The 13063-nt window shown below is 58.9% G+C and carries 15 protein-coding genes; 6 read left to right on the top strand and 9 right to left on the bottom strand.

All coding sequences use genetic code 11. From position 1 onward, the window contains the following. Positions 1-53 precede the first annotated feature (53 nt). The 5 genes from ACL9RI_RS14980 to ACL9RI_RS14960 are packed head-to-tail and all read right to left on the bottom strand — an operon-like array spanning position 54 to position 4464. Positions 54-839 (bottom strand): competence/damage-inducible protein A, encoded by a 786-nt coding sequence (locus ACL9RI_RS14980; protein ID WP_422727319.1) that lies wholly within the window; start codon positions 837-839, stop codon positions 54-56. Between the two features lie 43 nt (positions 840-882). Next, positions 883-1710, bottom strand: a complete 828-nt coding sequence (locus tag ACL9RI_RS14975; protein WP_422727318.1) for an EI24 domain-containing protein — start codon at positions 1708-1710, stop codon at positions 883-885. After that, positions 1710-2720 (bottom strand): sterol desaturase family protein, encoded by a 1011-nt coding sequence (locus ACL9RI_RS14970; RefSeq protein WP_422727317.1) that lies wholly within the window; start codon positions 2718-2720, stop codon positions 1710-1712. Before ACL9RI_RS14970 ends, ACL9RI_RS14975 begins: the two co-directional genes overlap by 1 nt. Beyond that, on the bottom strand, positions 2717-3496 hold the full coding sequence (locus ACL9RI_RS14965) for a polysaccharide deacetylase family protein (protein ID WP_422727316.1): 780 nt from the start codon (positions 3494-3496) through the stop codon (positions 2717-2719). Before ACL9RI_RS14965 ends, ACL9RI_RS14970 begins: the two co-directional genes overlap by 4 nt. 2 nt (positions 3497-3498) lie before the next feature. After that, entirely contained in the window at positions 3499-4464 is a 966-nt protein-coding gene (locus tag ACL9RI_RS14960; protein WP_422727315.1) for a cytochrome D1 domain-containing protein, read from the bottom strand. A 194-nt stretch (positions 4465-4658) separates the two neighbouring features. Here ACL9RI_RS14960 and ACL9RI_RS14955 point away from each other — a divergent pair, with 194 nt between their 5' ends. From ACL9RI_RS14955 to ACL9RI_RS14945, 3 genes are all read left to right on the top strand, one after another. After that, positions 4659-5015 (top strand): FKBP-type peptidyl-prolyl cis-trans isomerase, encoded by a 357-nt coding sequence (locus ACL9RI_RS14955; protein ID WP_422727314.1) that lies wholly within the window; start codon positions 4659-4661, stop codon positions 5013-5015. A 206-nt stretch (positions 5016-5221) separates the two neighbouring features. Next, positions 5222-5476 carry an acyl-CoA-binding protein gene (locus tag ACL9RI_RS14950; RefSeq protein WP_422727313.1) on the top strand — a complete coding sequence of 85 codons (255 nt, stop codon included), beginning with the start codon at positions 5222-5224 and terminating at the stop codon, positions 5474-5476. 52 nt (positions 5477-5528) lie between these two features. Further along, entirely contained in the window at positions 5529-5990 is a 462-nt protein-coding gene (locus tag ACL9RI_RS14945; RefSeq protein WP_422727312.1) for a GNAT family N-acetyltransferase, read from the top strand. A gap of 233 nt (positions 5991-6223) precedes the next feature. Here the strand turns inward: ACL9RI_RS14945 and proX are convergent, their stop codons facing one another. The 4 genes from proX to ACL9RI_RS14925 all read right to left on the bottom strand — a co-directional run bounded on the left by proX (position 6224) and on the right by ACL9RI_RS14925 (position 10505). Next, on the bottom strand, positions 6224-7276 hold the full coding sequence (gene proX / locus ACL9RI_RS14940) for a glycine betaine/L-proline ABC transporter substrate-binding protein ProX (protein WP_422727311.1): 1053 nt from the start codon (positions 7274-7276) through the stop codon (positions 6224-6226). Positions 7277-7294: 18 nt separating this feature from the next. Then, positions 7295-8425, bottom strand: coding sequence for a glycine betaine/L-proline ABC transporter permease ProW (gene proW / locus ACL9RI_RS14935; protein ID WP_422727310.1), 1131 nt, complete (start codon positions 8423-8425; stop codon positions 7295-7297). Next, entirely contained in the window at positions 8422-9657 is a 1236-nt protein-coding gene (gene proV / locus ACL9RI_RS14930) for a glycine betaine/L-proline ABC transporter ATP-binding protein ProV (RefSeq protein WP_422727309.1), read from the bottom strand. Before proV ends, proW begins: the two co-directional genes overlap by 4 nt. 563 nt (positions 9658-10220) lie before the next feature. Then, entirely contained in the window at positions 10221-10505 is a 285-nt protein-coding gene (locus tag ACL9RI_RS14925; protein ID WP_183680964.1) for a polyhydroxyalkanoic acid system family protein, read from the bottom strand. A 164-nt stretch (positions 10506-10669) separates the two neighbouring features. Here ACL9RI_RS14925 and ACL9RI_RS14920 point away from each other — a divergent pair, with 164 nt between their 5' ends. From ACL9RI_RS14920 to fdxA, 3 genes are all read left to right on the top strand, one after another. Then, complete coding sequence (locus ACL9RI_RS14920) at positions 10670-12085, top strand: hypothetical protein (RefSeq protein ID WP_422727308.1); 1416 nt, start codon at positions 10670-10672, stop codon at positions 12083-12085. A 23-nt stretch (positions 12086-12108) separates the two neighbouring features. Further along, complete coding sequence (locus ACL9RI_RS14915; RefSeq protein WP_422727307.1) at positions 12109-12396, top strand: protealysin inhibitor emfourin; 288 nt, start codon at positions 12109-12111, stop codon at positions 12394-12396. A gap of 174 nt (positions 12397-12570) precedes the next feature. After that, positions 12571-12894: a ferredoxin FdxA gene (gene fdxA / locus ACL9RI_RS14910; protein WP_131374221.1), complete on the top strand. Its 324-nt coding sequence runs from the start codon at positions 12571-12573 to the stop codon at positions 12892-12894. The last annotated feature ends 169 nt before the right edge of the window (positions 12895-13063 follow it).

The raw sequence follows: 13063 nt of genomic DNA, 5'->3' as shown, positions 1-13063 counted from the left end.
TAAAGCGGGCTGCGCGCCGGGCAGAAAACTGCCGGCGCGGGGCTGGCGAAAAGTCAGATCCTGACGTATTCGGCGCGAATGCTGTCGAGCTCGGTACACATCTCGGCAAAGGCGGCAGCGGCCTGCTGCGGCTCGCCTTTCACGCCCAGTTCGATATGCCGGCGGGTGACGGCGTCGCCCACGCTGGGCAGGCTGAATACCTTGATCAGCGGATATTGCGCTTCCAGCCGCACCATCAGCGGCGTCAGCAGGGATTCCGCCGTTTCATACACGAGCAAGGCGTGTTCCGCGTGCGGCACCTGGTTGAACAAATGCGCGTAATGGGTATCGAGCACCCATTCGATCATCGGCCAGGACATGACGGGAAAGCCCGGCACGAAATAATGCTCGCGCACGGCAAAACCGGCGATCTTGTTGTAGGGATTCGGAATCAGGTCCGCGCCCTGCACGAATTCGGCCATCTTCAGGCGATGCAGGTTTTCCGGCGAATTCAGGTCGGCCGGCACACCCGCTTCCTGGCCCATTTCCGTGATGCGCTGCTGGATGTTGATTTTGCCTTGCGGATGCAGCACCAGCGGCAAGCCCAGCGCGTCGGCCGCTGCCTGGCGCGTATGGTCGTCCGGCGTGGCGCCGATGCCGCCAAAGGAAAACACGATATCGCCGCTGGCAAACGTGCGTTTCAGCAAGGCCACGATGCGCTCGGGCTCGTCACCCACGTATTCCGCCCAGCTCAGCTGCAAGCCGCGCGCCTTGAGCATGCTCACCACTTTCGGGAAATGCTGGTCCGTCCGCTTGCCCGACAGGATTTCGTCGCCGATGATGATCAGTCCGATAGCCATGAAACTTCCTTAAGTTTTGTACACCAAGTTCTGTAAATTAAGTTCAGAGGTCGGCTGGCGCCACGTCCCGCATGCCGCGCACACCGCGCAGGGCCGACAGTGCTTCCAGGCAGTAATACTGAAACCACAGCCCCGTAAAAATAAAGATCAGCACATACAGCCAGATCGCGAACGCGGCGATGAAGGGGAAAAACACCACCGACATCACGCCGCCCATCCATAACAAGCCCGGCACGGAACCGGCTGCGCCCGAGACCATGCCGATCGCCAGCAGCGGCCAGCGCCGCGCGCGCGTGACGGCCTGCCGCTCTTCGGCAGTCGCGTAATCGGCCAGCGCGTCATACGCCATCACGCGGTAAGTGAGCCAGCCCCACAGCACTGCCTGCGCCGCCAGGGCTGCCGGCGGAAAGACGTACAAGGGCAGCAAGACCAGCCACGCCAAAATAAAGATCACGAACGTGGCCAGGGCCGTGCCCACGCTGCCCAGCAGGCTGCCGCCATGTTTTTTTTCCAGTTGCGGAAAATGCCGGCCGCCGACATGGCGCGAAATGACGGGCATGGCGAACAGGCCCATGAAGATCAGCGCCGTCAATATCATCAGCGGCAACAGTAAAAACATGGCGATCAGGGGCACGACTACGGTTTTCAGCATGCCCAGGCCCACCATGGCCAGTATCTGGCCGCTGGCATGGAAAAAATCATGGTCCGTAAACAAGGCGTGCAAGCTGTCGATCAGCGGTTGCAAGCCCACCCACAGCAACGCGCCCCACAGCACCAGCGACAGCAAAAATGGCAACACGCTCAACAGCAGCATCTTGCCGTGCAGCTGAGACAGAAAAGCGCGGCCATAGGAATTAAATACATTGCGCATCAAGAACGTCCTTTTTTTCTTGCAAATTCCACCATGCGACGCAGGCCCAGCCATTGTTGTTGCCAGAAGCCACGACCATAGTTGCGCCCCGGCCGGCCGATGCCATGGCGGTCGATGCGGGCCAGCTGGTCGCGCACCCCCGTGCGGGCATAATCGGTGGAAAAATTGGCGGTGCCCAGCAGCATATCCCAAATTGGCAGGACAACGCCAAAGTTGCAGCCGCCCATACTGCCTTTGCCCTTCGATTCATGCCCTATGCCAATCGCATGGTGGGTGCGGTGAAAACGGGGCGACACCAAGAGCCGCTCGCCGATACGGCCGAAGTGTATCCTCACATTGGCGTGCTGCAAGCTTTGCAAAATGCGCGAAATCGATACCAGCAAAATATATTGGCCAGGCGGCACGCCGATGCCCAGCGCGATCACGGCCATCACCACGTCGCGCAGCAAGTCGTCGAGCACATGGTTGCGGTTATCGCTCCACAGATTCAGGTTTTGCTGGCTGTGGTGCAAGCTGTGCAAGCCCCACCACCAGCTGAAATGGTGGGAAGCGCGGTGATAGCAATAATCGACAAAGTCCAGCACTACAAAATAAATCAGGAAACTGACCAGCGGACTGATGCCCGGCAGCAGCGTTTCCAGGTGCAGCGGACGCACATTGTCGAAACGCAAGGCGCCGGCCAGGCTATCCATCAGCGGGTCGAGCGTGAAAAAAATCAGTACGGAAAACAGGCCGATACGGTGCAGTACCGTGTAGATAAAATCGTTCCAGCGCGCACGCGGATCGGTGATTTTTTGCGCGGGGATCAAGGCTTCCATCGGACGCAGCACCAGGAACAGCAGCACCAGCTCGCAGATGCCGATCAACAGCCACTCCGTGCCTTCAAACGCTTCCTCGGTAAATTCGCCAAAACCCAGGTGGTACACAAGGGGATTGACGATATTCTGGAATAGCCAGCCTTGCGCCAGGCCAAAGGTATCGACGATGGTGTTGACGACGCTATCGATCATGGCTGGCCTTTCTTTGGCTGGTAATCAGGGTGTTCACGCAGGGTGGCGAAGCAAAAGCCCTTGTCTTGCAAACCCGTGATCAAGGCATCGAGGTTGGCAGGCGCCCAGGCATCCTTGCGCGACCAGATGCCCATGTGGGCAATAAAAATATCGCCGCTGCGCAAGTTGGCCAAGGCTTTTTTCAGCAACATGGCGTTCGGATACTTGTCGCTGGGCAGCTCATCGCCCGAATACCCGGCCGGCGCCCAGCCTGCGTGGCGATAACCGCAAGCGCTGCCTGCCGCCAGGGTGCGCGGCGAAGTATAACCGCCGGGCGCGCGCCAGAACGGATCGAGACTATGCCCGGTCAATTCCTGGAAACGCTGGTCGACGCGGCGCAATTCTGTACAAAACTGCTCTGGCGTGATGGATGCCAGCTTGCCGCCCTCCTTGCCGAACTGGGGTTTGACCTGGATCAGACCATTGGCCAGATCCTTTTTCCAGTACACATGGTCAAACGTATGCGTGCCGAACGCATGGCCTTCGGCCACACGCGCTTTCCAGTACGCTGCCCAGCTGGGGTCCAACGAGTAATCGCCGCGCGTGGTCTTTTCATTGGCCAGGAAAAACGTGGCTTTTATATGATGCTGGTTGAGCACATCGGCGATCAACTGGGCTTGCGACTGGCTGCCCGTGTCGAAGGTCAGGTAGATCGTGCCCTTGCAGACCGGCGCGGCCGCTTGCGCTGGCATGCTGAGATAGCCCAGCGCCAGCAAGAAAGGGAAAAGCGAGCGCATGCTTACATGCGCGGCGAATGGCGCGAGAAATACACGCCGTGCGGCGAGCGGCCCACGGGAATCAGCTTGATCACCTTGCGGCTGGGAATATCGATCACGGCTACTTTCTTGATCCAGCGCAAAGTCACCCACATGGTCTTGCCGTCCGGCGTGATTTCCATGCAATCGGGGCCGCCCGGCACATTGATGGTGCCCACGTTTTCCAGGGTCGTCTGGTCGATGATGTTGATGGTGTTCGACACCCGGTTCGACACGAACGTCATGCGCCGGTCACCCAGTGCACGGAAATTATGCGCGCCGGCGCCGGCCTTGATGCGCTTGATGCTTTTTTGCGCGCGCCAATCGATCACTTCCACATAATCGCTGCCCATGATACCCACCAGCAAGTACTTGCCATCGGGCGTCACCGTAATGCCGGCCGGCGCGGGGCCGACGGGCATGGTCCATTTCACCGTTTGCGTGGCCAGGTCGATGGCGCTGACCTGGTTGCTGCCCTGTTGCGTAATAAAGGCCATGCTGCTGTCTTCCGTGAAGGCCATATGGCTGGGCATTTTTGGCAGCGCAATGCGCTTGGCCAGGGTCAGGTTGCTGCCGTCATAACGATACAGGTCGACGCGGTCCAGGCGCAGGGAATTGGAAATAAACCACTTCTGGTCCGGCGAAAAACCGATTTGATACGGATCGAGGATATTCGGGATGCGGCGCTGGATCTGGCCCGACACGGGGTCGAGGAAGATCAGTTCATTGCCGACGGCACTGGCAACGATCAGCGACTTGCCGTCCGGCGTCTCCATCAGGTGATGCGGTTCCTTGCCAACCGAAAAGGTCGATAGCGAGGCATACGTCTTTTGATCCAGTAGCTGCACCGTGGCGTCACGGGAATTGAGCACGACTACCACTTCGGCTTGCGCCGTGGACAGAAAGCAAAGCAGGCACAAGACAGACAGGCGGCAGAGGCGACGGAGCATGGGAAGTCACTGTTCATTACAAAACAGCTATTTTACGTGGAAACACTGTTTTTTTTGAATAAATTCCCCTGCTGTGCGAATCATGGCCGGGCGGTACGGTCGTCCGTGTTTTTTACCGCGCCAGGGCCTGTCTTGGCGCTTTGGCGGCGCTTGCACTACAATCTGAAGCTTTTATCCGAACCATAAGGAATACTATGTCCACCATCACCACGGCCTCCGGCCTGCAATACATCGACACCGTCATCGGCGAAGGCGCTGAAGCCAAGGCCGGCAACAATGTTGTCGTGCATTACACGGGCTGGCTGCAAAACGACGATGGCAGCGCCGGTTCGAAATTCGATTCGAGCAAGGACCGCAACGACCCATTCGAATTCCCGCTGGGCGCAGGCCGCGTCATCCAGGGCTGGGACGAAGGCGTGCAAGGCATGAAAGTGGGCGGCACCCGCCAGCTGATCATTCCATCGGCACTGGGTTATGGCTCGCGCGGCGCCGGCGGCGTGATTCCACCAAACGCTACCCTGATTTTTGACGTCGAACTGCTGGGCGTTTAAGTCTTAGCCTCAACTGCGCTACACGCCGCCATCAGGCGGCGTTTTTCATGCTACAGTCGTTTTGAGTATCCCCTCTAATGCAGGGCACGTTTTTTTCACTATGATGTCAAACCATGCGGCACGCACGGTGGCCACTCCGCCGGGCCTGCGCAGCCATACGTCACGACGATACATCACCGCGATTCATCCAGCCCACAGGAGATACCATGACCTTACAAGAGCAATTCGAACAAGCGCAGCTCGATTCCAAGACCCTGTCCGAACGTCCGGACAATATGACCTTGCTGAAAATCTACGCGCTGTTCAAGCAAGCGTCGAGCGGCGACGCCACCGGCGAACGCCCTGGCATGACCGATTTCGTCAACCGCGCCAAGTTTGATGCGTGGGCCGCGCTGGCTGGCACTTCGAAAGAAGATGCGCAGCAGCAATACATTGATCTGATCGAAGATTTGAAAGACTGATCTCAGTTTTACCTGCCCAGGCCCCGCCCGGGCAGGTTTTTTACCTTGCCGTATGCACCAGCACACCATCACCCTCGCCCGCGCCGCCGACCTGCCAAGGCTGTTCGATGTCTGGCATTCTGCCGTCGTCGTCACCCACGATTTCCTCAGCTCCGCCGATATCGACTTCCTCAGTCCCTTTGTGCGCATCGAACTCGAGCGCGTCGTGCGCGAACAGTTGCTGCATGTATTGCGCGACGCCAGCGGTGACGTTTACGCCTTTTTATGCGTCGACATGCACAAAATCGAGATGCTGTTCGTGCATCCCGAGCAACGCGGCAATGGCGCCGGACGCCGCCTGGTGACGTTTGCCATCGATTCCTTGGGGGCAAACGCCGTCGATGTGAACGAACACAACGGTTTAGGCCATGGTTTTTATCTCCATCTGGGCTTTATCCTGGAAAATCGCTCCGAATTGGACCCATTTGGCAAGCCTTTCCCCATTTTGCACCTGAAATTGGCCAAAAACGGCTAAAAAATCACCAAAAATCACCAGAAAAGCTAAAAACCCGCCATCGTGGCTACTAAAAAAGTAGGCACTCCATCAGCCCTGCCAGCACTGTTTTTTCACTTTCCAGGCTGAAAACGGCTAAAAACAGGCTGAAAACAGCAAAAAGATCACCAAAAACCACCAAAACAGCTTGTAGACGCAAAAGTGGCTACCGAACCGGTAGCCACTCTGTGCTGATGCAACTGCGCTTTTACTGCTTACTTCTTCGCCGCTGCCAAGGCCTGCGCGATCCAGCCGTCAAACGTTTGCTGGTGAAACTTGATCCAGCCATCCGTGTGCCGCGCGATATCCTGCTGCGTGTTTTCACCGCTGCGCATGCGCTCGTTTTGCGCATTGATATCGGCCACCGGCAATTGCATCACTTCAAACAGCTTGGCTGCCGCCGGGTTTTTCTCTACCCACGCCTTATTGGCCACGATACGCGCCGTATTGACGGCAAAACCGTAATCGCTGCCATCGTCGAGGCGGGTATTCACATGGTCCGGATTGGCTGAAAACGGCACCTTGAGCCACACCACGTCGCGCCCCGGCACCAGCACGCCGCTGACCCAGTACGGCGTCCACGTGTAATACAGAATCGGTTCGCCACGCTTGTAGCGGCCCAGCGTGTCGGCGATCAGGGCCGCATAACTGCCCTGCACATGCTTGACCGTGTCGCGCAATTTATAGGCGTCCATATGGTGCTCGATCAGCGCTTCGCAGCCCCAGCCAGGGTTGCAACCGGTCAGATCGGCCTTGCCGTCGCCGTCATGGTCGAACAGCTTGGCCAGGTTAGGGTCGCGCAACTGGTCGATATTGGTGATATTGTATTTTTCCGAGGTGGCCTTGTCGATCAGATAACCTTGCGCGGCCGGGCCAGCGTACTGGCCGGTGCGCGACAGCTTGGCGTCGCCGCCCGCATTGTTATAAAAATCCTTGTGCATCGGGTCCCAGTGCACGGCCATGAAAGTGGCGTCGCCATTGGCGATCGCGATATGCGCGGTCGGATATTCCACTTCCTTGATCGGCTGCACATCGTAACCGAGCTTTTCCAGCGCACGGTCGACCAGCATGGTCTGGAAAGTTTCTTCCGCGATCGAGCTTTGCAGCGGCTGCACCTTGATGCCGGCGCCGGGCAAGCTGGCGTCAGCCGGCGTTTGCGCCATGGCCAGGCTGGTGCTCAGGGCCAGCGCGGCGATCACCAGGGCCGAGATCCATTTGAAGCGGCGTTGCGATTTTTGCGTTTCCTTGAAATGTTTGCTTTGTTGCATGTGTATCCTTTCTCTTTCTTATTGTGCGTTGGCAAGCGTCGCTTGCTGCGGAGTCTGTTCTTCACGGCGCTCGGCATTGCCGCGCACCAGGCGCAGCACAAAACCGGCAGGCCCCGTCTGATACCAGTGGCGCACGCCACGGCGCGGCTGGCCCATGGCTTGCGTCAGGCGGTCCAGCGTAATGGCCAGCAGCACGATACCCAGGCCACCCACCGTTGCCAGGCCCATGTCCAGGCGGCCAATGCCGCGCAAGACCATTTGACCCAGGCCACCGACAGCGATCATCGAAGCGATCACCACCATCGACAAGGAGAGCATCAGCGACTGGTTGATACCGGCCATGATCGATGGCATGGCCAGCGGAAATTGCACGCGGCTCAGCAATTGCCACGGCGAGGCGCCATAGGCGCGGGCCGCTTCGATCAGGTCGGGACGCACCTGGCGGATACCCAGGTTGGTCAAACGCACCAGTGGCGGCAAGGCAAAAATGATGGTGACGATCACGCCCGGCGCATTACCGATACCAAACAGCATCACTACCGGCACCAGATACACGAAAGCAGGCGTGGTTTGCATGGCGTCCAGCACGGGGCGCAGGAAATTTTGCGCGCGGTCGCTGCTGGCAAGAAAAATACCCAAGGGCAAACCGATCGCCAGACAGAAGGCCAGCGAGGTCAGCACCAGCGACAAGGTCACCATGGCTTCCGGCCAGATGCCCAGCATCGACACCACCAGCAGCGCCAGCACGGTGCCGATGGCCAGGGTGCGGCTGGTAAATTGCCAGGCCAGCAGGCCGATGATGGCAATCAGGCTCAGCGATGGGACCGCCATCAGCACATCCTGCACGCCATTCAGGGTGCTGTCGATCGGTGCGCGCACGGCCTGGAAAAACGGACGGAAATGGGTGACCACCCAGCCCAGGCCCTGATTGATCCAGCTTTCCAGCGGCAGCGAGCCATCAAAAATCTGCGACAGGTGCACACCCGAAGCATGCTCTGGCGACACGGCAGGCGTCGCCGCATCGAGCCAGGCGGTGCTGCCATCCGGTGGCGGCGTCATGGCCCAGGGATTGATTTGCGGTGCGTGGACGACGGCAGTGGCGGCTTGTTCGACAACCGGTTCGATAGTGCTAACGTTCTCTGGATTCATGCTTGTCCTTTCTGTAATTGTGGCTCGGCAATGGCTGGCGTATCGCGGTCGAGGAACTTCAGCAAGGTTGTCTTGCTGATGGCGCCACGGAAACTGCCATCATTGGCCACCACCGGCACGGCGTACGGCAGCTGCGCCACCTGGCCGAACAGGCCGGCCACCGGCTCATCGGCATTAATCGTCTGTACTTCGGGCAGGTAGGCATGTTCCAGGCCGAGCGGCCCCACATGGCCATCGAGCGCATTGCGCAGCGAATCGGCCGAGACCACGCCGAGGAATTTGCGCTGCGGGCACACCACATAGGCATAGGCACGGTCCTGGTCTTCCAGCATGGTCAGCGCGGCGCGCGAGCCGCGGGTCGGCGATTCCGACACAACCACCTGGCTCTTGCGGGCAATATCGCTGGCCTTGAAGACGGCCGCCGCATCGACGCCGCGCACGAAATTGCGCACGTAATCGTTGGCCGGCTTGCGCAGGATTTCTTCGGGCGTGCCCACCTGCACCACATGGCCATCTTTCATGATGGCGACACGATCACCGATGCGCATCGCTTCATCGAGGTCATGCGAAATGAAGACGATGGTGCGGCGCTTGATCTGTTGCAGACGCAGCAGTTCCGATTGCATTTCCGTACGGATAATCGGATCGAGTGCAGAAAACGCTTCATCCATCAGCAAGATCGATGGATCGCAGGCCAGCGCGCGGGCCAGGCCCACACGCTGCTGCATGCCACCCGACAACTCATCGGGATAACTGGCGCCGTAGCCGGCCAGGCCCACCTGCTCCAGCGCTTGCTGGGCCAGCGCGTGGCGCTCGGCCTTGGGCATGCCAGCCAGTTCCATGCCGAAGGCGGTATTGTCGAGGACGGTAATTTGCGGGAGCAGCGCAAACGACTGGAACACCATGCTGATGTCCTTGCGGCGCAGCGCGCGCAACTGGGAATCGGGCAAGGTATTGATGTCGTTGCCGTCGATCAGGATCTTGCCCGCCGTCGGTTCGATCAGCCGGTTCAGCATGCGCACCAGGGTGGATTTGCCGGAACCGGACAGGCCCATGATGACGAAAATCTCGCCCGCTTCTATCGTAAAGCTGGCGTCGAACACGCCGATGGTGCAACCGGTCCGGGCCAGGATGTCCTGTTTATTGGCGCCCTGGTGGACGAGTTCCAGCGCAGTATCGGGCTGGTCGCCGAACACCTTGAACACATGGTCGATAATGATTTGTTTTGCCACGTTGTGGTTCTCCCTCGATTTGACGAATGGAATGACACCCTGCAAGCATGCGAGCTTGCGGCGGGTATCAGCAAACCCTGCTGCGTCGGCTACGCCACGGCGCAATGCGCACGGGAGCGACAGATAGCAGGGATGACACGCGTGTGACCGGCAGATGGATAAGCCATGCCGGGGTGCCCAGTGCGTGCTAAAAGAGGCTGTGGTTCAGGACTTTTAGCGACGCTGGCGCCAAAAAACTACATGGCACCAAATGTATCTAACCGAAAAAAATCGGTCAAAAACGATTAAGCGGATGCGGGTGTTATAACCCGAAGAAATATTAACCGTGACAATAAAAGTCACTGGAAAAGTACTGCGAAGCAGAAGATGATGCGTTGAAGCTGTTGTAAATATGCGTCAAGTATAACGCAAAAAGCCATCAAAGTCCAATGGCTTTCTAAATTGAAACATGGTAGTAATGTGCGGCAACGCACAGTCAACCGTAAAAACAGCGCCAGCAGCAGCGCACGGCGCCCTGTCGTGTCCATGCAGAAATGGCATCGAACAAGGCGCCCAGACCAGCATCAAGCCTGCTCTGTAAACACCTTGCGCATCTTTTCAGCGATCTTGCCTTCGATCGTGGAAGCAAAGGCGCTGAGCATGAAGCCGAGCTTGATTGTGAGCTGGGCCTGCTCCTTGCCCAGGGTCAGCGCACCGTCGACGCCACTGCGCTCGAAGCGCAGCACATCGCCATCCCAGGCGCACGCCAGGTCAAACTCCCGGGCCAGCTTGTCAGCCACTTGCTGCGCCGCTGCACGGGCCTTTTCCGCTGTCAGCTGATGCTGCTGAACTATATTGATATCCGCCATCAAACTATCCTTTTATTAAAAACGGGTACGACACGGCCAGCATGATAACAGCCAGAAAGCCGCCCTTCCGACATCCGCTTGCGCCGCATCAAACCTGCCAGGGCCGTGCGGGCAGATCATTTCACTTCCAGCTGCCGCTTGTCGTGTTGTCGTGGAGAGTCGCCATGGACCAGAAAGTCATCGTGCCGGTCGAAGCCGTACTGACCCAATGCGTTTCCTTGCCTGTGGGCTACGTCCCCACCCCGTCCGCCCCCTACCGACAGCACCGCAAGCATGCGCAGCTGACCTTGCAGCCCGGTCGGCCGCGCCTGAACGATGACAGCGGGCGCCCGCTGGCAGCCGTGCCCGTGGGTTCGCGCATGCTGATCTGGAAGCAAGACCCGTCCGTGAGCGAGCTGGGCACGCGCAAGGCCTTCGTGCCGGGGCTGATACTGCAAGGCCCGCGCGATGCGCGCATCACCTTTGGCGAACCGGGCATCGCCCAAGTCAGCCCCAATGCCTTCGGCGACTTCATCGTCTCGCCCAACACCGACCAGTTCGACGCCGTGCACACCTTTGCCATCGTGCGCATGACCCTCACCATGTACCAGCGCGCACTGGCCAGCATCGGCACACCGTCGCCGCTGCCCTGGCAATGGAATAGCGCCAGCAATACCGCGCCCTTGTCCGTGTATCCGCACGGTTTGCCCAATGTCATGAACGCGTACTACAGCCGCAGCGACAAGGCGCTCAAGTTCGGTGACTTCATCCCCAGCGGCGCCACCGAACGCGTCTACACTTGCCGTTCGCTCGACATCGTCTCGCATGAAACAGGGCATGCCGTGCTCGACGGATTGAAACCACAGTGGCTGCTTAGCAACAACCCGCCGCAGACGGGCGGCTTGCACGAATCGTTCGGCGACCTGACGGCCATCTTCCTGGCCCTGTCGCAGCTGGACCAGGTGGAAGCGGTGATCGCCCAGACCAAGTCCGACTTGCACGACAAAACCTTCCTGGCCGACCTGGCCGAACAGTTCGGCCTGGCGCTGGGCCGGCCGAATGGCTTGCGCAACGCCGACAATGACATCAAGCTGTCCGAAGCGGGCACGGAGGTGCATGCGATTTCGCAAGTCTTTACGGGCGCCATCTACGACATCCTGGCCGACATTTTTTCCTACGAACGCCAGCCGCAGGTGGAAGACGACGCCGCCGTGCTGCACCGCTGCGGCGACTACCTGCGCGGCCTGGTATTGCGCGCCCTGCTGGCGTCCCCCAACCAGGCCGCCAGCTATGCCGACGTGGCCAACCATATGCTGGCCATCGCCGGCGCTGACGGCAAAGCCGGCTATCTCGATTTCATCCGCAACAGTTTTATCCGGCGCGAGGTGCTCGGTACCACGCTCAGTGCAGGGGTGGACATGGGCGGCGGGCAGGCAAGCCATGCTCCCGGCATCGTCGATGATGCAAACGCCGTGCAAGACCGGCGCGCCTGCTGCGGCACCATGAACCATGCCGAATACAGCACATCCGACCAGGAACTCGATGCGGAACGGGCCGCGCTGGCCGCCTGGTGCCGCGACTATGCCTGCAGACCCGAATAAACCCATCCATCACAGGGAGCGCCATGAAAATCTCAGCCAGCAGCAGCGGCGGCTTTGCCGGCCTGCATGAGCACTATGAAATCGATACGCAAACCCACCCTGCCGGCCACTCGCTCGAAGCGGCGCTGGCCAGCAGCGGCTTTTTCAATGGCAGCCAGGGCGGCCAAGGCGCCGTAGGCGCCGATCTGGTGCATTGGCGCATCACCGTCGACGCCCCCCACGCACGCCGCACGATCAGCTTTGCCGAAGATGGCAGCGCTGAAAACACCCGCTGGCAAGACCTGGTGGCGCAAATCCGCGCCGCCAACTGAGCCGCGTCACTGTATAGCCGTGGCGCTGCCAAAAAAGAATTTACTTATGCGTATTGTATCTAAGCCGGATTTGTGAGAAATAGCGAATTGCCTTAAAATACGAGGCTTTGCTTTAGTATGCGCCGCCGGATTCCTTCAGGCGCTACAGCACCTCCCAATATTGATAGGACTGTTATGACCCACGTTGTCACCGAATCCTGCATCGCTTGTCGTTACACCGACTGCGTCGATGTCTGCCCGGTAGATTGTTTCCGGGAAGGCCCCAATTTCCTGGCGATCGATCCGGACGAATGTATTGATTGCGCAGTCTGCGTGGCAGAGTGCCCGGTGAACGCGATTTTCGCGGAAGAAGACGTACCTGGCGACCAGCAAGCCTTCATCAAGATTAACGTCGACCTGGCCCGTAACTGGCCGTCGATTACCAAGACCAAGCCTGCCTTGCCGGAAGCCGAGCAATACAAGGACGTCAAGGACAAGTTGGACATGCTGGTACGCTAAGACGCATCGGTGCAACACCATGAAAAAAGCAGCGGAAACGCTGCTTTTTTGCTTTAAAGACACAATTAATGATCTTTTCACACAAGTGTGGCGCATCAGCACACTCGCGCGCAAAGTGTGGCGCTGTGCGCGGTAAAGCACATTTTGTCCTCTACAAATGTCATAAAAT

The organism is Janthinobacterium sp. Mn2066 (genome assembly GCF_049319705.1).
Taxonomy (GTDB): domain Bacteria; phylum Pseudomonadota; class Gammaproteobacteria; order Burkholderiales; family Burkholderiaceae_D; genus Janthinobacterium.
Note: the sequence above shows the minus strand (reverse complement) of the source record. Positions and strands in the feature narration are given on the sequence as shown.

Coding starts and splice junctions, on each gene's coding strand:
- ACL9RI_RS14945 (WP_422727312.1), top strand. CDS start 5,529: ATGCACCAGCACACCATCACCCTCGCCCGCGCCGCCGACCTGCCAAGG.
- proX (WP_422727311.1), bottom strand. CDS start 7,276: ATGCAACAAAGCAAACATTTCAAGGAAACGCAAAAATCGCAACGCCGC.
- ACL9RI_RS14980 (WP_422727319.1), bottom strand. CDS start 839: ATGGCTATCGGACTGATCATCATCGGCGACGAAATCCTGTCGGGCAAG.
- ACL9RI_RS14970 (WP_422727317.1), bottom strand. CDS start 2,720: ATGATCGATAGCGTCGTCAACACCATCGTCGATACCTTTGGCCTGGCG.
- ACL9RI_RS14925 (WP_183680964.1), bottom strand. CDS start 10,505: ATGGCGGATATCAATATAGTTCAGCAGCATCAGCTGACAGCGGAAAAG.
- ACL9RI_RS14965 (WP_422727316.1), bottom strand. CDS start 3,496: ATGCGCTCGCTTTTCCCTTTCTTGCTGGCGCTGGGCTATCTCAGCATG.
- proW (WP_422727310.1), bottom strand. CDS start 8,425: ATGAATCCAGAGAACGTTAGCACTATCGAACCGGTTGTCGAACAAGCC.
- ACL9RI_RS14920 (WP_422727308.1), top strand. CDS start 10,670: ATGGACCAGAAAGTCATCGTGCCGGTCGAAGCCGTACTGACCCAATGC.
- fdxA (WP_131374221.1), top strand. CDS start 12,571: ATGACCCACGTTGTCACCGAATCCTGCATCGCTTGTCGTTACACCGAC.
- ACL9RI_RS14950 (WP_422727313.1), top strand. CDS start 5,222: ATGACCTTACAAGAGCAATTCGAACAAGCGCAGCTCGATTCCAAGACC.
- ACL9RI_RS14960 (WP_422727315.1), bottom strand. CDS start 4,464: ATGCTCCGTCGCCTCTGCCGCCTGTCTGTCTTGTGCCTGCTTTGCTTT.
- ACL9RI_RS14955 (WP_422727314.1), top strand. CDS start 4,659: ATGTCCACCATCACCACGGCCTCCGGCCTGCAATACATCGACACCGTC.
- ACL9RI_RS14915 (WP_422727307.1), top strand. CDS start 12,109: ATGAAAATCTCAGCCAGCAGCAGCGGCGGCTTTGCCGGCCTGCATGAG.
- ACL9RI_RS14975 (WP_422727318.1), bottom strand. CDS start 1,710: ATGCGCAATGTATTTAATTCCTATGGCCGCGCTTTTCTGTCTCAGCTG.